Raw genomic sequence first — 19503 nt, forward strand, 5'->3', positions numbered from 1 at the left:
TGAGTTTGAGTACGCATTAGAAGTAAATTTAATTACACAAGAACAACATGACAACTATCTGCAGGATCTTAATGAATTAACGTCTTATATTTATGAAAGATATAAAGATAGTTTTACTTTTCGTGCTGAAGATTGGCGTAAAATCAATAACTACTATGAAAAAATTGTAGCCTCAGATTTTGTGCGTAATCGAACTAAAGAAAATTTAGAATATTCCTGGCTAATTGAGATGTAATAATGAAACTATCCCAAAAACCCTTATACTCAAGAGGCCTATCAAGCAAACGATTTATATTCAGATAGCCACAAAAAGGGGTTTTCAGAGACCCGATGGTTAACTGAGAGTGAAATACAAACTCATAATTTGCAGATAAAACCGGATGAAAAAATAACTTTTTTGAAAGTGATTTATATAAAGATAATGAGTATTATGAAAATATTAAGTTTTAAAAATAATAATTTAGCTTATATTAAGTTTAATTTAGCTAAATTTGGTGACGTTAAAGATGTTCAGAAGGCAGAGTTAAGCAAGGCATTGACTGAATCAGATAAGGTATTGGCATTAACCAAAAGTAAATATTTAACGGCTAAAAAACAGTATACAACAATATCAAGCAAAATGTTAAACCAGACATTAGATACTCCAGGAAAAAATTTAGCAGAAAAATCTATTATTGATCAGAAAATAACATCGCAAGGTATGGAGTTGGGAGATTAAACGATATATTATCGTCACAATTACTTTATTTGAATTAGAAATTTTATAGAAATTAATAATTTCTATAAAAAATCAGTTCGCATAATGTTAATGCCGTTATGTTTAATTCGTAGGCTGTATAATGTTGGCCACCGCAGGTGGCTAACAGTCAAGAATTTAGCATAACGGCAGATTATGCGAACTAAAAAAAACTATGACATATATAAAACCCTACACAAAACCCAACGGCAAAGATTAAATATCTTGGTGTGTCATGTGTGTTATTGTTGTTATTTTTTTAGAACGATATAGCTTTGGATTGTACCAAAGATTTTTAGGGTCTCTATTTTTCATTTTTATATTTTCACAGAATTTATTTAGTGTAAGGTTGAACTATATATAATAGTTCAACCTTGTGTCATTTTGACACATTTTAGCCTTTATTTTATTTTTTTGTCAGAATGTATAATATCTTGTACCGCATCTTTTGCATAATTATCTAGTATGTACGTTGCTAGTTCTGTCCATGAAATGGATTTTCCTATTCTGTAACTTAAATCTACTGCTAATCTTTCAATTCTTAGTTTTCTTTCTGCGCTTATTGCTAGGCTAGTTCTCTTTGGTTTTTGCGTTGTCATTTTAACTCCTAAACGTCTTTTGGTTTATGCAGTATTGTATATTATTAAATATCAGAAGGATAATCAAAAAAATGGCATTAATATTATTAGAGAATTATGGCAAATAGCTTTTAAGGATATATTGTCTGTTATAAAAGGTGCAGATATGAATGTTTATGATGATAAACGTATACGAACATTATTAAATGATAGTTATTTTACTGTTACTAGAACAGGGAAAATCTCATATTCGAAGTCAAATAAAATTTATTCGTTTTATCGATCGTTATTGAATGATGGTTATCAATTCGTTAAAAATTCCATGGATCGTAAAACGTTTTGGCGTTACGAACAAGATTTTTTATGGATTGGATTAAGCAAGATGCAATTACAGAATCTACAACAACAGAAAAATAATGTAATTCCGATGTGCAGAGTTATAAATATTGATTTTAATTGTCAGCGTCCGAGTTGGTATGTAGAACCAACATCATTTTATGATGATCCAAAAAATTTAGAATTTTTAAAAGCTGTTTAACGCACTTCTCTTATAAATCTATATTGGTGCGCATAATGTATATTATGTTAAATAAAGTATATTAAATCAATTAAGTTCATTTATTCGCCATTCACCCTCTATTAACAATTCTAAATCTTTATAAGACTATTCTTTTATCAAGAATTCATTTATATTGTTTAGATTAATTACTTAGTGTAGTTATTTAAAAATTTAATAGTGATTTTCTATTTCTTTTCTTTTTATTGAATAGAAATACAAAAAAAATTGGTCAATTTTTGTTTTATGACAAAATATGGTAACCTTATCACTTCAAATCAACAGCCCTTGTATTTAGGATATTATGCATAGTATTTATAAGACATTACGTTCCAATAGTTATTCTGTTCCGTGCGAATTATGCAGTCTCGGTGGGCTCTGTATTCCGATGTTACTCAATAATACATTAAGTAGTGTTTTAGAACGCAAAAGATCTTATTCAAAAGGCGAAATAATAGTTAAAGCAAAAACGCCATTTAAAAAATTCTTCATCGTTCATTCCGGTGCACTTAAAACATTTGTTACAACTTCTGAAAATAATGAACAAATTAATGGATTTTATCTACCTGGAGATATTGTTGGTTTAGACGCCATTTCAACCAAAGTTTATAACAACAACATTCAGGCATTAAGTAACACACTAATCTGTGAACTGCATTATGATGAATTAATGACATTAATTGATACTAATAAGAATGTTAGAGATTTAATCTTTAGATTATTAAGTGCTGACATTTATAATTATCAAAAATTGGTTCTTTGCTATTCTCAGAAAAAATCAGATGAGCGTCTGGCCACCTTTATTTATTCTCTTTACCTTCGATATCAGCAAAGAGGACATTCTTCTTTAAATATAAAACTAGCAATGAGCCGTGCTGAAATAGCTAATTATTTAGGATTAACGATTGAAACTGTAAGTCGTAATTTATCAAAATTACAAGAGCAAAATATTTTAATAGCTAAAGGTAAATATATTTATATCAATAACTTGGAAGCTTTAATAGATTTAGGAAATTAAATTTATTTATGCTAAAATAACTAAAAATTCATTGTAAGGTTTTTTATATGTTAAGTTTCAAGAAAACAATTATCGCTACAACTGTTGCGCTTATTCCATTTTGTTCTTTTGCTGCTCAGCAATTAACTGAAGAACAAGCAAACAGCATGCAATCTTTTAAAAGCATTACGATTCGAGGTGCTTTTTATACTGATAGCGATTATGTTATGGCTATGTCAAAGGCTGCAGACAATGAAGGAGCTGCTTCTTTTTACATAACAACAACAAATATCAGCCCTTCTAATGATACTTTGCGTATCGTTTATGCAAAATTATATAAAGCAGACGCACCTAAAGCTTTAGAACAACCAGAAACTTTACGTAAATTTGAAGGTGTTTACGAATATCCAAAATCTAAAGCAATTCGCTTAGAACCATTTAACATTGTGCGTATTCGTGGATACTTTCCGACAGATTATGATGTAAATCAAGCTATTGCTAAAGAAGCATCAGCGCAAGGTGCATATGGCTTTTACATAGATTCACGTTCAGAATTAGGCAGTAATATTCAAGTAGCTGCTTATTTATTTAAAAAAGATGCTCCTGAACGTAAATTACAACCTGAAAATGCTATTCCTTACGATTCTGAAGCGGGTCAATTAGCATTAGCTAAAGGTGGAGAAGCTGCAATGCAGGTTGAAAAACCTGGTTATTACTCCCCTTCTGCATTTAACGAGAAATATTATGCAGATAAATTTAATAATAAAGTAATTGATAAAACTACAACAAATTCTGCTGCAACTAATAAAGTTACAACAACATCAAATACAGAAACAATAAGTACCGTTGCCACTGAACCTCAAAGAGTAACTCGTTACACTGTCACTCTTCCTGATGGGCGAAAAATTCAGGAACTTAACGATGCAACTGCGGCTAAAATGGTTGCCTTTGATACACTGAAATTTAGAGGTTACTACGTTACTGATCAGGAAATTTCATATCAAGCAGGAAAAAGAGCAATAGAAGCTGGGGCTAAATATTATCATATTGCTCGAGTTGCTCATGATTCTAAAGGGCCAAACATCACTGTATTTGTAGATCTTTATAAATAATCAAAATGGGCGCATAAGCGCCCTTCTTTTTTATCCTTATAATTATATTCTATAATTCAGAAGATACAGTTTCTATTTGTTGTTTTATCCTTTTTGCAGAAATTGGATACGGTGTGCCGAGTTGTTGAGCGAATAAGTTAACTCTAAGTTCTTCTATCATCCATTTAATATTCGTAACATCATTCAATGATTTTTGATGTTCTGACAAACTATTAAACCAACTTTGATATTCGTTTTTCACTTCTTCTATTATATTCATCGACTGTCTATCTTTAGCCACATTAGTTCTTAACTTCTCTATCCGTTTTTCTATAGCGGTTAAATAGCGATAAATATCATGGAGTTTGTTATAACCAGTTTTTGCCACAAAACCCTTATAAACTAGCTCATTTAGCTGCGCTTTGATATCAGATAACGCAAATGCTAAAGACAAATCGATACGGCCTTTAAGTTTTTTATTAATATTAAAATGGAGAGTTAAAATTGATTCCACTTGTTTAGCTATATCCACTACAATTTCATTGATATGCTCTTTGGTATAACCTAACAGTTCTTGATATTGTTCTTGATTTTTAACTTTCTGATTGTACTTCTTAATCAAGTAGTCTATTCCACAGGCAATGCAGTCATCAATAAGGTTAAGAACTGTACCGAATGAATTAAAATATAAGCCTAATTTAGATTTATTTGGTAACTTTTCGTGCAAATATTTAATTGGAGATGGAATATTTAAAATCAACAATCGTCTAATCCCGAGCTTGGTTAATCTTTTTTGTTCCTCAAGTGAATCAACCAGTTTAATACTGACCGAGTTTTGATTATCAATGATGGCTGGATAGGCTTTAACTGTATAATTATTTTGTTTTTCTTCATAAATACTTGGTAAGTGACCAAAATTCCAATCAATAATATTATCTTTCTCTATTTTGACAGATTTTTTTGGAGTCAGCGATGATAATGCTTCTTGAACTTCTGTTTTAAGATGTTCTTTAATCATCATTAGATCTTTGCCAAAAGCTATTTCTCGTCCCTTATCAACAATACTAAAATTCATTTTTAAGTAATCTGGTACTTGTTCTAATTGCCAATCAGTTGGCTGAATTTTTATACTTGTCATTTTCCTAAATTCATTTTCTAATGTTTCAAGTAATGGATGTTCAATTGAATTAACTCTACTTAAAAAAGCCTCAGCATAGTTAGGCGCAGGAACTAAGCTTTTGCGTAAAGATTTTGGTAATGATTTTATTAAAGCAATAACTAAATCATAACGAAATCCAGGTACTTGCCAATCAAATCCTGTATCTTTTATTTGATTTAATATATTAAGCGGAATAGAAATTGTTACACCGTCACGTGCATTACCTAGATCAAATTGATAAGTTAAAGGTAATTTCAAGTTATTCTGATACCAAAAATCTGGATAATCGTTTATTTTTACAGGCTGAGCTGATTGTTTAATCAGCATATTTTTTTCAATATTTAAAAAATCAGGGTCTATTTTTTGTTTGTTTTTCCACCACGTATCAAAGTGTTTTGCGGAAATAACTGATTTGTCTATTCGTTCATCATAAAAATTATAAAGATCATCATCATCAATCAGAATATCCTGACGACGAGATTTATGTTCAAGATCCTCAACTTCATTGATTAATTTCTGATTTTGTTTATAAAACTGGTGATTAGTTTGCCAATCACCTTCAACCAAAGCATTCCGAATAAATAAGGAACGACTTAGTACTGGGTCAATTTTACTATAATTAACTATGCGGTTTGCAACAATTGGTAGACCGAATAAAGTTACTTTTTCATTGGCTAAAGTTGTCCCATTCTTTTTAGACCATCTAGGCTCACTATAACTATATTTAACTAGATGTTTTGCTAATGGTTCAATCCAATCTGCTTCAATTTTAGCAGCCGTTCTACCCCATAGCCGGCTTGTCTCAACAAGTTCACTAGCTATACACCATTTTGGTTGATTTTTAAAGATGGCTGAATTAGGGAATATAGCAAATTTAATATTACGAGCACCGATATATTCATGTTTTTCAATTTCTTTCATACCAACATGTGACAATAAGCCGCTTAATAACGCAGTATGCAGTGAACGATAATCCGCTAATTGACTATTAATCGGAAAAGCAAGTTGTTTAATGGTTTGTCTAATTTGTGTATAAACATCTTGCCATTCTCGAATTCTAAGATAGTTAAGATATTCTTTTTTACACAACCGTCTAAATTGATTACCCGACAAATCTGCTTGTTGATTTGTTACATAATTCCATAAATTGATAAGTGATATAAAATCAGATTCTTTATCAGCAAATCTACGGTGTTTCTCATCAGAAGCTTGCTGTTTATCAAATGGCCTTTCTCGAGGATCTTGTATTGATAGTGCTGCCACAATAATCATAACTTCTTTTATACAACCTAACCGTCTAGCTTCAACTAGCATTCTAGCTAATCTAGGATCAATAGGTAATTGAGATAAAATTTGTCCTATCTCAGTCAAATGATAATGATGATGTTTAGTATAAATTGCACCTAATTCTTCTAATAATCGTATACCATCACGAATATATCTAGAATCAGGTGCTTCAACAAATGGAAAAGCCGCTATATCACCTAAGCCTAATGAAGTCATTTGTAATATAACTGATGCTAAATTGGTTCGAAGAATTTCAGGCTCAGTAAATTCAGGTCTGGATAAAAAATCTTGTTCATCATATAAACGTATACAAATACCATCTGAAGTTCTACCACAACGCCCTTTTCTTTGATTCGCTGATGCTTGAGAAATAGGTTCAATTGGTAATCGTTGAACTTTCGTCCGATAACTATAACGACTAATTCTTGCTAAACCAGGATCGATAACATATTTAATACCAGGAACGGTCAAGGATGTTTCAGCCACATTTGTAGCTAAGATAATTCTTCGAGCACTGTGTGATTGAAAGATACGGTTTTGTTCAGATGCTGATAATCTAGCATATAAAGGCAAAATCTCAGTATGTTTCAGTTCAATTTTCCTTAGCGTATCAGCCAGATCACGTATTTCACGCTCCCCTGTAAGAAAAATCAAAATATCCCCATTACTTTCAAAAGATAATTCATCGATTGCATCTATAATAGGCTGAAAATCATTATTTTTGTCATTTCCATAATCATCATTAAGAATTGTTGGACGATATCTAACTTCGACAGGATAGGTTCGACCTGAAACTTCAATGATTGGAGCATGATTAAAATGATTTGAAAAACGTTCAACATCTATTGTAGCTGAAGTTATGATGACTTTTAAGTCAGGACGTTTAGGTAATAATTGTTTCAAATATCCCAAAATAAAATCGATATTTAAACTACGTTCATGAGCTTCATCTATAATAATAGTATCATATTGAAGTAATAATTTATCTTGCTGAATCTCTGCCAGTAAAATTCCATCAGTCATCAATTTAACCAAAGTAGTTTCGCTGACATGATCAGAAAATCTGACTTTATAGCCCACTAAGTTGCCTATTTCTGTTTTTAATTCCTCAGCAATACGATTGGCAACTGAACGAGCTGCTAACCTTCTCGGTTGGGTATGGCCAATAAAACCTTTAACACCTAAGCCTAGTTCCAAACATATTTTAGGTATTTGTGTCGTTTTTCCTGAACCTGTTTCACCGGCAATAATTACAACCTGATTATTTTTAATTGCTTCAGCTATCGCCTCTTTCTTATCAACTACTGGTAGATTATCTGGAAAATCGATATTTTTAGGTAACGATTGTAATCGAACATTATAATGTGCAACAGCTTGAGCAATCGCCTTTTCGATGGTATCTAAATTTTGATTTTTGTTTGAAAGCTTTCTTATTTTGTGTTGATCTAAGAAAGTCATTGATTGAAAAAATTTAATTTGCTGTTGAATTAACATAAAGAGTAAAATGTAATTATTAAATTTTAATTAAACTGATTATATCAAATTTAGCCAACTATTAGGAGTTAAGATGAAAAAGACTTTACTATTAATAATGCTTTTTACTGGAACATTCGTGATGACTGGTTGTGGTGAATCTAAGAGCGTTAAAGCTGAAGATTTAATGCATCATCGCTTTGTATTGATTAAAGCCAATGGTCAAGATATTTCAACAGATAAAAACGCTGAGCTTGAATTTGGTGAAAACATGAATATTTATGGAAAAATGTGTAATCGCTTTGTTGCAAAAGTAGAATTGGAAAACGAAACGATCAAAGGCCCTGGTGTTAGTATGGCAAAAATGGCTTGTGATGATGAGCAATTGAGTAAGTTAGATGATACCATCGCTCAATTAATTCAAGATGGAGCATCAGTCAGTTTGGACAAAGATCTATTGACTTTAAAAAATAAAGATATTGAACTAATTTATCAACTTAAAGATTTAATGTAATTTAAAAAGACATTTTTTATCACAAACTTGGTAAAAATTTAACCAAAAAAATGTTTTAGTTTTTTTCTATCTCAATTGATGTCTAGTTTTTTGATAAAAAACTTTATTTAAAATGTCGTTAAGACTATAATAAAAAAAGTTTTTAAGAATGGCTTATATTGATGAGATTACTAAATTCTTTAGATATTGCTTTTAATAAGAGTAACTTTTTAAAGTTACTCTTCCCTTTTTATACCAATGCACTGGCATTGGTTTTTTTTGTTTAAATATTTATATTTAAAACCATTTATTTAAATTTGAACATTAACTTTAACAACTAGTAGATAATATTATGAAAAAGACAAAAATCGTTTGTACCATAGGACCAAAATCAGAATCAAAAGAGATGCTAACTAAATTATTAAATGCAGGCATGAATGTAATGCGTTTAAACTTCTCTCATGGTGATTATGAAGAGCATGGTAATCGAATCAAAAATTTACGTGAAGTAATGCAAGAAACAGGCTTAAAAGCTGCCATCATGTTAGATACTAAAGGCCCAGAAATTCGTACTATTAAGCTTGAAGGTGGTAACGATGTATCACTTGTAGCAGGCCAAACTTTCACTTTTACTACTGATGAAAATGTAGTTGGTAATTCAGAACGTGTAGCCGTTACATATAAAGGATTTGCTCAAGATCTTAAACCAGGTAACCGTGTATTAGTTGATGATGGTTTAATCGCTATGGACGTTCAAGAAATCAAAGGTAACGAAGTTATTTGTAAAGTTTTAAATAACGGTGACCTTGGTGAAAATAAAGGTATTAACTTACCTGGTGTTTCAATCAAATTACCTGCACTAGCTGAAAAAGATAAAAATGACTTAATTTTCGGTTGTGAGCAAGGTGTAGATTTTATTGCAGCATCATTTATCCGTAAACGTTCTGATGTTGAAGATATTCGTGCTCATCTTAAAGCTCACGGCGGTGAAGAAATCAAAATCATTTCTAAAATCGAAAATCAAGAAGGTTTAGATAACTTTGATGAAATTTTAGAAGCATCTGATGGTATCATGGTTGCTCGTGGTGATTTAGGTGTGGAAATTGCGGTTGAAGAAGTTATTTTTGCTCAAAAAATGATGATTAAAAAATGTAATAAAGCTTCAAAACCAGTTATTACTGCAACTCAAATGTTAGATTCAATGATCAAAAACCCACGTCCTACTCGTGCTGAAGCTGGTGACGTTGCTAATGCAATTATTGATGGTACAGACGCTGTTATGTTATCTGGCGAAAGTGCTAAAGGTAAATATCCATTTGAAGCAGTTAATGTGATGGCTACTATTTGTAAGCGTACTGATGGTACTATCCCAGCTAAATTAGAGCTAACCACAAAAGAAGAAACATTACGTATTACTGCTGCTGTATGTTGTGGTGCTGTTGAAATCGCAGAACGATTAAATGTACCATTAATTGTTGTTGCTACTCGTAGCGGTAAATCAGCTCGTGAACTTCGTCATTACTTCCCGACAGCTCGTATTTTGGCTCTATCTTCAAGCCAAAAAACTGTCAATCAACTTGCCTTATCTAAAGGTGTTGAACCTATTTTAATTGATGCAATTAATTCAACAGATGATTTCTACCGTTTAGGTAAAGAAATGGCTGTTAAAATTTGTAATGTAAAACAAGGTGATACAATTGTTATGGTATCAGGTGCATTAGTTCCAAGCGGAACAACTAACACAACTTCTGTTCACCGCATCTAATCACCTTTAATTTTGTTTAAATGAATGATAAAAAGCTAGCTATATGCTAGCTTTTTTTTTATCTTACGTTATTCTGTAATAAATCAAATTAGTGGAATGGGCATTACAAAAAATGATAATAGAAAAAGTATATTTACCTAAAGAACTAAGTTGGTTATCATTTAACCAACGGGTGTTACAAGAGGCTGCTGATGAAAGTAATCCTCTCATAGAACGAATCCGTTTTTTAGGTATCTACTCAAGTAATCTTGATGAATTTTATAAAGTCCAATTTGCAAATTTAAAAAAATATGTCCTTATTGAGCAAGAACAAGCTCAAGCAACATCTAATGCTAAACATTTATTGCGTCAGGTTAATCAAAAAGTCATTCAACTTGAATTACAATTTGATCAGCTTTATAACGAGCTATTATTAGAAATGGCAAGGAATCAGATTTTCCTAATAAATGAAAGGCAACTTACCACTTATCAAGAAACTTGGATAAAAAATTATTATAAGCAAAATTTAAGACAGTATATTACCCCTATTTTGTTAGATAGCCATACTGAGTTGATTCAATTTTTAAAAGATGATCATGCTTATTTAGCAGTTGAAATTATCTGTAAAGATAGTATTAGCTATGCATTACTTGAACTTCCTACAGATAATGCGCCTCGGTTTGTTTTATTACCTTCAGAAGTTTCAACTAAAAATAAATCAATTATTTTTTTAGATAACATTTTACGTTATTGTTTAGCGGATATTTTTAAAGTCTTCTTTGATGCGGTAGAATTAAATGCTTATTCTATAAATATTAATCGTGATGCTGAATACGAATTAAATACTGAACTTGATAGTTTACTTGAGTTAATGTCTCAGGGTTTGAAACAGCGGTTAACTGCTCAGCCAGTTCGTTTTACATACCAAAAAGACATGCCAAAGGCATTATTTGAATTATTAATAAATAAACTAAGATTAACTGAACAAGATGCAATGCCTGGTGGACGTTATCCCAATTTCAAAGATTTAGCAAATTTTCCAGATCTTGGTGTCAAAAACTTACTTAATAAACGCTTACCAAGCCTTGCTTATAATCGATTCAAGAAATTCAGAAATGCTTTTGCAACAATAAAAGACCGAGATGTATTGCTCTATTATCCTTACTATTCATTTGGACATGTGCTTGAAATTATGCGACAAGCGTCATTTGATCCTGCTGTTACCCATATTCGTATGAATATTTATCGAGTAGCTAAAGACTCCAGATTTATTCATGCTGCTATAAATGCAGCAAACAACGGTAAAAAAGTCACAGTAGTCGTAGAACTGCAAGCTCGATTTGATGAAGAAGCAAACATAAAATGGGCTAAAAGGTTAATTCGTAGTGGTATAAAAGTTATCTATTCACAACCAAAACTTAAAATTCATGCCAAATTATTCTTAATCGATCGTAAAGAAGACGATCGAATTGTCCGTTATGCTCATATTGGTTCAGGTAATTTTAATGAAAAAACTGCACGTATTTATACAGATTTTTCATTATTAACGGCTGACCCCGCGATTACTGATGAAGTTATCAAAGTATTTAACTTTATTGAAAACCCATTTAAACCGGTAACTTTTCACCATTTATTAGTTTCGCCACAAAATACACGATTACGCTTTCATGAATTTATTGAAAGAGAAATCAATAACGCCAAAGCCGGGAAACCTTCAGGCATTTATCTCAAACTCAATGCGATAACTGATAAAGAGATGATAAATCAACTCTATAAAGCTTCATGTGCTGGCGTGAAAATACGCATGATTGTGCGAGGTACCTGTATACTTGTTCCTCAAATTCCTAATTTAAGTGAAAATATCTATGTAACCAGTATTGTTGACCAATATCTCGAACATGCTCGAGTTTATATTTTCGAAAATGACGGTAATAAAGATACCTACATATCATCTGCCGATTGGATGCCTAGAAATCTTGATAACCGGATTGAGGTTGGCGTAAAAATATTTGATCTGACATTAAAATCCACTATTCATAATATTTTCAATATTCAGTGTAATGATAATGTCAAAGCTCGAATTATCGATAAAGATAATATGAACAATTACGTCCAAAGAGGTAATAAAAAGAAAGTAAGAGCACAACGTGCAATTTATGATTATCTAAAACAATTAGAATCAGCAAGTTAAGGATTTGAACGTGAATAAATTTGATGAATATGCTGTTATTGATCTAGGCTCGAATAGTTTTCATATGGTCATTGCACGTTGTATTGATGGTGCAACACAAATTATTTACAAAAATAAAAAAAATATTCATTTAGCTACCGGTTTAAATGAATTCTATGAGCTAAGTGAGTCAAGTATTAAACGAGGTATAGAATGCCTTGCACTCTTTGCTGAACGGTTGAATGGATTTCCCCCGGAAAATGTTCGAATTGTTGCAACCTATACATTACGTATCGCCACCAATCGGCATAAATTTCTAGCCGAAGCGGCTAAGGTTCTACCCTACCCAATTGAAATTATTTCCGGACAAGAGGAAGCTCGTTTAATCTATTTAGGTACCATGACAGCCGAATCAACCGCCGAAGAAGATACCAAATTTGTTATTGATATTGGTGGTGGATCGACTGAAATTGCCATAGGTCGAGGAAACGATCTCAAACCATTTATTGTGGCAAGTCGACCAATGGGCTGTGTTACTTACACTAAGCAATTTTTTCCACAAAAGACCATTGACCGATATTCATTTTTAAGAGCTAAACTGGCAGCTGAGCAACAAATTGAAAATCTTATTACCACAATAAAAAGACAAAATATTAGTGTCGCATTTGGTACTTCCGGCACAATCAAAAGTATTTACAAAATATTATTAGATTTAGGTGTCAGCGATGGAATCATTACGCCTAAACGTTTGGATGATTTAATCAGTTATATTTTAGAATTCAAGTCTTTTCATGATATTGACTATCCATCTCTTTCAGAAGAAAGAAAAAACGTTTTCGTCAGCGGGTTAGCCATTTTTAGTGGCGTTTTTAATGCATTAGGGTTACAAGAGCTTCAATTTAGCCCATGCGCATTGCGTGAAGGAGTTTTGTATGAACTTATTGATGGTCCAAATTATCGAGATATAAGACAAACAACAGCCGAATCACTCTCTCAGCATTACAACATTGATGAGCGTCATGCCAAACAAGTGGTGAAAACGGCAAAGTATCTTTTTGCACAATGGAAAATGCAAACTTCGACTAATATTCCGCAACATTTAGAATCTATCCTCTATTGGGCAGCGCAACTCCATGAAGTGGGACTGAAAATAAATTTTTCATCAATTCACAAACATTCGAGTTATATTCTATTAAATAGTAACCTACCTGGATTCAACGAAGAACAACAGCTTTTATTGTCTACCCTTGTACGTTATCATCGAAAGTCAATTAACATTGATGAACTGCCCTATTTTAGTTTATTCGAATACAAGCATATCATCTCGTTATTGCAGATTTTGCGGCTTGCCGTTTTATTTAATAATCAGCGTAATAACGATCTGGATCTCACTGCATTTAGATTAAAATTAAATAGTGATAAATTGAGCAAACTGACGATAGAACTCAACGAAAAGTTTGTTGAAAATAATAAGTTAATCTTGCTTGATTTAGAGCAGGAGCAGAAATATTGGAAATCGGTTAATGATTGGAAATTATCGATTGAAATGTTTTAATCACTCAAAAAAACCGCCAGTTAAACTGGCGGTGACAGCTAAACTTTTAGCCTAATCCAATGATTTTCCACCATAAAATACCAATAGTGAAAACAATAATTAAATTTACTACGCTACAAATGAAACCGACTTTCCACCATGTTTTAACCGGTACGAAGCCTTCAGCAAACAGTAACGGGTTACGAGCATTAGCAAATTGGGTAATCGAACCAAAATAGTTAGTACAAATAACTAATGCAAAAATGGCAATCATTTGCGGCACGCCGAGCGCTAAAGCAACCGTTAAAAATACTGGGAATAAAGCAGCAATATGCGCATTACCACTCGCAAAGAAGTAATGTAGATAAACATAGGCTACACACAAAATAACAATGACTAAAACCCAGCTACTATCTCCTAAGTGACCTTTAACCGCATTACCAATTGTATCGCCTAGCCACTTAGTTACGCCAAGTTTATTGACTTGTCCCGCCATCATCAGTAATGCTGCAAACCAAATTAAAGTATCCCAAGCGGCCTTTTCACCTTTGATATCATCCCAACTAAGTACACCGGTTAAAATTAAAATTGTTAAGCCGATAAATGCAGTAGTAGTTGAATCAATACCAAAGTTTTTACCAAAAATCCACAAGCCTAACAGTAATAAAACAGTTGAACCCATAATAAGTTCTTTAAAGGTCAGAGCCCCCATTTTTTTAAGTTCTTCTGTGGCTAATTTAGGCGCTTCTGGTGTCTTTTTAAGTTCAGGATTGGTTAAAAAGTAGATAACTAAAGGAATAACAATAAATGAGACTAAACAAGGTACAATAGCCGCCATAAACCATTGTCCCCAGCCTAAAGTAATACCAAGTTGACTCGTTACTAATTTGGCTGCCAACAAGTTGCCGGTAAAGGCAGTTAAAAACATTGCCGATGTAATATCATTTACATGACTAATGGTTAACATTAAGAAAGTGCCAATACGATTTCTTGATTCATCTTTTGGATTTGAATTAAAATTGATCGCTAATGCTTCAGCGATTGGATAAATCACACCGCCAGCACGAGCTGTCGTACTAGGAATAGCTGGAGCTAATGCCATATCCGTTACCGACAGGCCATAGGCTAAACCTAATGTATTTCTACCTAAAAGTTTAACTAGATAATAAGCTATACGCTTACTTAACCCTGTTTTGATAAAACCACGTGCTATCATAAAAGCAATAACGATAAGCCAAATAAGGCTACTGTTTAATTCGCTTAATGAAATTTTAATCGCCTCTGTCGCTGTTGCTGCCCCTGATGGTCTTAGAACCGCAAAAACTGTTATCGCTAATAATCCAATTGCACCAATTGGCATAATTTCAGCAACAATACAGGCAATAGTTGCAACAAAGATGATACTGGTTTGCCAACCCTCAATACTAATTCCTTCAGGCGGAGAAACAAGTTCCCATAATATTGCTGAAATAACAGCAATAATTATGAGCGGTAACCATTTGACAGGTGGTTTTTTCACTGTGTTCATAGTATTTTCCTTTTTAATTAAAAATGACTTAATTTAATTCATAATAAAAACGATTTAGTTTGATATAAATCTTTTCGTTTCCAATAAAATGTTAATGTAAAACATATTGTTGGCTAATTAGCTGAAAAGCAAAATTATCAGTATTAACTAGTTCGATTGTTTTATTTTTTAAAACAAATATGGCTGATAAATTCGGATGTTCAATCAAATATTTACTAGCTTTTTTAACCCCTAATCCATAGAGAATAGTTGAAAAAATATCTCCTTCAAGCGACGTATCTGAAATTACCGTTACACTTTCTAATTCATTATCTAACGGGTAACCGGTTGAAGGGTTGAATATGTGATGATAACGGTGATTATTTAAGGTAAAGTAACGCTCATAAATCCCTGATGTAACAACAGATTTATTGTTAACTTGAATAATCCCGGCCAGTTCATTGTTGAGTGAAAATGGCTCTTTCAAACCTATTTGCCAATTGCCATTCCTATTTAAAGGTGATTTGCCTAAAGTTAAGACGTTACCACCTAAATTGATAATAGCTTGATGTATGTTATTTTGCTGTAAGACTACTTTAACCACATCTGCTATATAGCCTTTGGCTATAGCACCTAAATCAATTTCCATTCCCTTTTTTTTCAAAAAAACTGCACAAGTTTTAGGATCAAGCTCAATTTCGTTAGGATCGGTTAATAATAGCTGATCATAAATTTGCTGTGGGGAGGGAACTTGCTGGCCTTGAAAACCGATTTTCCATAATTTGACTAAAGGACCAATAGCAAAATTGAAACAACTATTGGGCATTAAACTGATTTTATAAGCTTGCTCAATAAGCGAAAACACAGCACGGCTAACGATAACCGGATGTTTACCCGCAGCAGCGTTAATCGACATAACTTCTGAATGACGGCGGTTAACGGTCAATTTATCTTCAAGTAATTTTATGGTGTGAAACACCCTATGAGCTACGGCTTCATTAGGCTCATAAAGCGTTAATGAAACCGTGGTACCCATTAATACTTGAGTATATTCATGGCTTGAATTAAGCATTTTAAACAAGCTTAAGTCATATTAGTCAATTAATGATTAATGTAATCAGTGGCTTTTCTACCTGCCTGCATACCAAATATAATGATATCAGCAACAGCGTTTCCACCGATACGATTGGCACCATGAACACCACCGACCACTTCGCCAGCAGCAAATACGCCTTGTATTACATGTTTATCCGTATCTAAAACTTGAGTATCGGTATTAATCGTTACCCCACCCATAGTATGATGCACACCCGGAGCAATCTTAATCGCATAAAATGGTCCTTTGTTAATAGGATGTCGCATACCAGTTGTTCGACCAAAGTCTTCGTCACGTTTTGTTTCAGCGAACTGATTATAACGCTCAACAGTTTGAGATAAAGTATTGCTGTCAATTGAGAGTTTATCAGCAAGATCTTTAATCGTATCAGCTTGAACGACTAAATCATGTGATACATATTCTTCAACAGCTTTGTTTTCATTACGTACTTGTTGATCAAATAGAATATACGCATAATGCTCAGGTAATTTAATAATTTCTGCTGAAACTTTATCACGAGTATCTAACTCATTGACAAAGCGTAGCCCTTTTTGGGAGACCAGTATCGCCCCGCCTCCACGAATTGATTCGGAAATCAAATACGAAGTTGTTTGCTCAACAGTTGGATGAATCTGAATTTCTTTCATATCCACTGTGCCTGCGCCCAGTTTTTCTAGAATCATAATTCCGGAACCAGTAGCACCTTTATGGTTAGTGGTAACAAATCCTTTCAGATCTGGTCGATATTTTTCAACCATTTCACGATTTGCACTAAATCCACCAGTAGCAATAATAACCGCTTTGGCTTTAATCGTTTGAACGGAGCCGTCTTCTTCACTGACTTTAACTCCGACAACTCTATGATTTTCAGTTAATATTTCAGTTACATTGGTATCAAGCATGACTTCAATACCACGTCGGTTGATATTTTTTTGCAATCCACTAATTAAAAATCCGCCAACAGCAGCGCCACTTGCCGGGCGATGCGTACGGTCAATGCTCATGCCCCCCGTTGTTGTGATACCACTAAGTTCGATACCATTATTATCTAACCAGTCAATGGCATCAGGTGCATTTTCAACAAAATAACGAAGTAACTCAGGATTATTTTTGTTTTTACCACCTGTTAACGTTTCTTTATAGAACAGATCTTTACTGTCCACAATGCCTTTAAGTTTTTGGAATTTGGTTTCGGCTGCATTCATACCGGCAGAAGCTTTATTTGTATTGCCGCCAATAACCGGCATTTTTTCAACCACAACTACACTTGCTCCTAAATCATGTGCTTGAATAGCGGCTGCTAGTCCAGCGCCACCACTACCAACAACCACCACATCATAAGCTTTATCATTAGGATCACCACCCTCAGCAAGGATAGCTTCTTTATTTGATTTCGCCATAGCTTTCGTTACGGCTTTTTTGAACGCCTCACATTGTGATGTCGCGCCAGAAATTGCATCGACGTGAGGGCTATTAGAGTCAATAATACGATGTTTGATCTCAGAAAAGTTGTTGACCACTTCACTATCAAAATCATTAGCATTGAGCAATTGCATGTCTTTAACAAAGTCATTACCTAATTCAACATTAATTAAGTATTCATAAGACTCATCATTAACCTTTTCTTGATAATTGCCCGGCTTGAATTTTTTTACATTAAGATTCACATCACGAATCAAGCTTTCAACCAATGAAAAGTGCCATAGTGGCTCAGGTATATTGAGTTCTTCACGTTTATCACTATTGATGAAAAGTTCAAGTTTCTCCCCTTTTTCGACTCGACTAAGCCAATCAGGGTAAGCAATACATGCCCGACCAACTGCAACCAGATCAAAGCCGTTATCCATAGCGGCTTCGACATCACTTATATTAACCACATTACCGACACCAACAACCGGAATTTTAGCTAATGTCTGTGATCGCATTGCAACATATTTATTAATTAAAGGCGTTGGATCATTAGTTTCAACAATAGATGGTCTTAAGATCGCCCCCATAGAGAAGTGAACGTAATCAAGTCCCTTTTCAGCCAATTTTTCAAGTAAGTACATCGAATCATCAAAACGAATTCCAGGTACTTCTAATTCTTCCGGCGAAAAACGATAACCAACAATAAAATCAGGGTTGGCATACTCTTTAACCATATTATGAGTAATATCTAAAACAGCCAATGGGAATCGAGCTCGATTATCACGGCTACCACCCCATTTATCAGTTCGTTGATTTGAGTTAGGTGAGTAAAATTGTTGAATTAAGTAGGTATTAGCGCCATGAATTTCGACTCCGTCAAATCCAGCTTGGATCGCTCGACGAACAGCTTGACCAAACTTATCAATCATTTCATCAACTTCATCTGCCGTCAATTCAATTGGGGTTGCTGCGCCTGGTCGTGGTGCAGCTATCGCACTTGGCCCAACTGGCGATTGTCCACCAATAAGTTTAGGCTCAACCATACGGCCACCATGATAAACTTGGATAACCGCTTTGGAGCCTTTCTCTTTAATGGCTTTAGCGATCTTCGCTAACCCTTCTATTTTATCATCATTATCTAAACCAATCGCACCGGGAAACGCTAACCCTTTATTGTCAACAAATCCACATTCAACAATAATAGTGCCAATTTCACCCGCTCTTGCTCGGTAATATTCAATTAAATCATGCGTAACAGAACCTTCGTAAAACCCTGAACAAGTAGTCATTGGTGCCATCATAATACGATTTTTTAGGGAAACACCATTGGGTAAGATTACTGGTTTAAAAATATCTTCGTTTTTCATATTTCATTACCTAATCATTAATATTTAAATGTTAACGTGGATCATAACATCCGAAATTTTTCTTCTCCACTTACATAAGTTTCATTAGTCGGAAAATATCATTTTTTCGACAAAAATTTATTCAAATTTATTAATAATTTATAAAACAATCTATGGATATAACAAAAAGAATTGTCTGTTTTTTATATTATTTTGAAAGTGTTTGCGTACAATACTGCATAAACCTGTCTAAAAAAAAACACTATAACTATTTCATTTACTTATATTTTTTTTAACTTCTATCACTTGTACTTTATTTTTATTCG

14 protein-coding genes are annotated in these 19503 nt (G+C 33.3%); 9 read left to right on the forward strand and 5 right to left on the reverse strand.

Annotation, left to right across the window (positions count from 1 at the left end; translation table 11 throughout):
- On the forward strand, positions 1-235 hold a 235-nt coding region (locus J3U16_RS10165), incomplete at its 5' end, for a hypothetical protein (protein WP_267342989.1).
- Between the two features lie 195 nt (positions 236-430).
- Positions 431-718, forward strand: coding sequence for a hypothetical protein (locus J3U16_RS10170; RefSeq protein ID WP_267330367.1), 288 nt, complete (start codon positions 431-433; stop codon positions 716-718).
- 419 nt (positions 719-1137) lie between these two features.
- Here J3U16_RS10170 and J3U16_RS10175 read toward each other — a convergent pair whose 3' ends face one another.
- Positions 1138-1335 (reverse strand): hypothetical protein, encoded by a 198-nt coding sequence (locus tag J3U16_RS10175; protein WP_065734120.1) that lies wholly within the window; start codon positions 1333-1335, stop codon positions 1138-1140.
- A 34-nt stretch (positions 1336-1369) separates the two neighbouring features.
- Here J3U16_RS10175 and J3U16_RS10180 point away from each other — a divergent pair, with 34 nt between their 5' ends.
- The 3 genes from J3U16_RS10180 (at position 1370) to J3U16_RS10190 (ending at position 3979) form a co-directional block, all read left to right on the forward strand.
- Positions 1370-1852, forward strand: a complete 483-nt coding sequence (locus tag J3U16_RS10180) for a phage/plasmid replication protein, II/X family (protein ID WP_267330366.1) — start codon at positions 1370-1372, stop codon at positions 1850-1852.
- A gap of 322 nt (positions 1853-2174) precedes the next feature.
- Positions 2175-2888 carry a helix-turn-helix domain-containing protein gene (locus J3U16_RS10185; RefSeq protein ID WP_065562825.1) on the forward strand — a complete coding sequence of 238 codons (714 nt, stop codon included), beginning with the start codon at positions 2175-2177 and terminating at the stop codon, positions 2886-2888.
- Positions 2889-2935: 47 nt separating this feature from the next.
- Entirely contained in the window at positions 2936-3979 is a 1044-nt protein-coding gene (locus tag J3U16_RS10190) for a YdgH/BhsA/McbA-like domain containing protein (RefSeq protein WP_267330365.1), read from the forward strand.
- 49 nt (positions 3980-4028) lie between these two features.
- Here J3U16_RS10190 and hrpA read toward each other — a convergent pair whose 3' ends face one another.
- Positions 4029-7898 (reverse strand): ATP-dependent RNA helicase HrpA, encoded by a 3870-nt coding sequence (gene hrpA, locus J3U16_RS10195; RefSeq protein WP_267342991.1) that lies wholly within the window; start codon positions 7896-7898, stop codon positions 4029-4031.
- A 73-nt stretch (positions 7899-7971) separates the two neighbouring features.
- Between hrpA and J3U16_RS10200 the strand changes: the two genes are divergently transcribed.
- The 4 genes from J3U16_RS10200 to J3U16_RS10215 all read left to right on the forward strand — a co-directional run bounded on the left by J3U16_RS10200 (position 7972) and on the right by J3U16_RS10215 (position 13839).
- Positions 7972-8391: an META domain-containing protein gene (locus tag J3U16_RS10200; protein ID WP_065734124.1), complete on the forward strand. Its 420-nt coding sequence runs from the start codon at positions 7972-7974 to the stop codon at positions 8389-8391.
- A 331-nt stretch (positions 8392-8722) separates the two neighbouring features.
- Entirely contained in the window at positions 8723-10135 is a 1413-nt protein-coding gene (gene pykF / locus J3U16_RS10205) for a pyruvate kinase PykF (protein ID WP_065562828.1), read from the forward strand.
- Between the two features lie 112 nt (positions 10136-10247).
- Positions 10248-12305 (forward strand): polyphosphate kinase 1, encoded by a 2058-nt coding sequence (gene ppk1 / locus J3U16_RS10210; RefSeq protein ID WP_065562829.1) that lies wholly within the window; start codon positions 10248-10250, stop codon positions 12303-12305.
- Positions 12306-12315: 10 nt separating this feature from the next.
- Positions 12316-13839: an exopolyphosphatase gene (locus tag J3U16_RS10215; RefSeq protein WP_267338644.1), complete on the forward strand. Its 1524-nt coding sequence runs from the start codon at positions 12316-12318 to the stop codon at positions 13837-13839.
- A 46-nt stretch (positions 13840-13885) separates the two neighbouring features.
- Here the strand turns inward: J3U16_RS10215 and J3U16_RS10220 are convergent, their stop codons facing one another.
- The 3 genes from J3U16_RS10220 to J3U16_RS10230 form a co-directional block, all read right to left on the reverse strand.
- Positions 13886-15346, reverse strand: coding sequence for a DASS family sodium-coupled anion symporter (locus J3U16_RS10220; protein WP_065734126.1), 1461 nt, complete (start codon positions 15344-15346; stop codon positions 13886-13888).
- Positions 15347-15437: 91 nt separating this feature from the next.
- A complete protein-coding gene (locus J3U16_RS10225) occupies positions 15438-16397 on the reverse strand; it encodes an FAD:protein FMN transferase (RefSeq protein WP_267330360.1) in 960 nt (319 codons plus the stop codon).
- A 29-nt stretch (positions 16398-16426) separates the two neighbouring features.
- Complete coding sequence (locus J3U16_RS10230) at positions 16427-19198, reverse strand: flavocytochrome c (RefSeq protein WP_267330359.1); 2772 nt, start codon at positions 19196-19198, stop codon at positions 16427-16429.
- Between the last annotated feature and the right edge of the window lie 305 nt (positions 19199-19503).

Origin of the sequence: Gilliamella sp. B3023 (assembly GCF_026536845.1) — a bacterium.
In the GTDB taxonomy this organism is placed as follows: domain Bacteria; phylum Pseudomonadota; class Gammaproteobacteria; order Enterobacterales; family Orbaceae; genus Gilliamella; species Gilliamella apicola_E.

Coding starts and splice junctions, on each gene's coding strand:
- J3U16_RS10170 (WP_267330367.1), top strand. CDS start 431: ATGAAAATATTAAGTTTTAAAAATAATAATTTAGCTTATATTAAGTTT.
- J3U16_RS10175 (WP_065734120.1), bottom strand. CDS start 1,335: ATGACAACGCAAAAACCAAAGAGAACTAGCCTAGCAATAAGCGCAGAA.
- J3U16_RS10185 (WP_065562825.1), top strand. CDS start 2,175: ATGCATAGTATTTATAAGACATTACGTTCCAATAGTTATTCTGTTCCG.
- J3U16_RS10190 (WP_267330365.1), top strand. CDS start 2,936: ATGTTAAGTTTCAAGAAAACAATTATCGCTACAACTGTTGCGCTTATT.
- hrpA (WP_267342991.1), bottom strand. CDS start 7,898: ATGTTAATTCAACAGCAAATTAAATTTTTTCAATCAATGACTTTCTTA.
- J3U16_RS10200 (WP_065734124.1), top strand. CDS start 7,972: ATGAAAAAGACTTTACTATTAATAATGCTTTTTACTGGAACATTCGTG.
- pykF (WP_065562828.1), top strand. CDS start 8,723: ATGAAAAAGACAAAAATCGTTTGTACCATAGGACCAAAATCAGAATCA.
- ppk1 (WP_065562829.1), top strand. CDS start 10,248: ATGATAATAGAAAAAGTATATTTACCTAAAGAACTAAGTTGGTTATCA.
- J3U16_RS10220 (WP_065734126.1), bottom strand. CDS start 15,346: ATGAACACAGTGAAAAAACCACCTGTCAAATGGTTACCGCTCATAATT.
- J3U16_RS10225 (WP_267330360.1), bottom strand. CDS start 16,397: ATGCTTAATTCAAGCCATGAATATACTCAAGTATTAATGGGTACCACG.
- J3U16_RS10230 (WP_267330359.1), bottom strand. CDS start 19,198: ATGAAAAACGAAGATATTTTTAAACCAGTAATCTTACCCAATGGTGTT.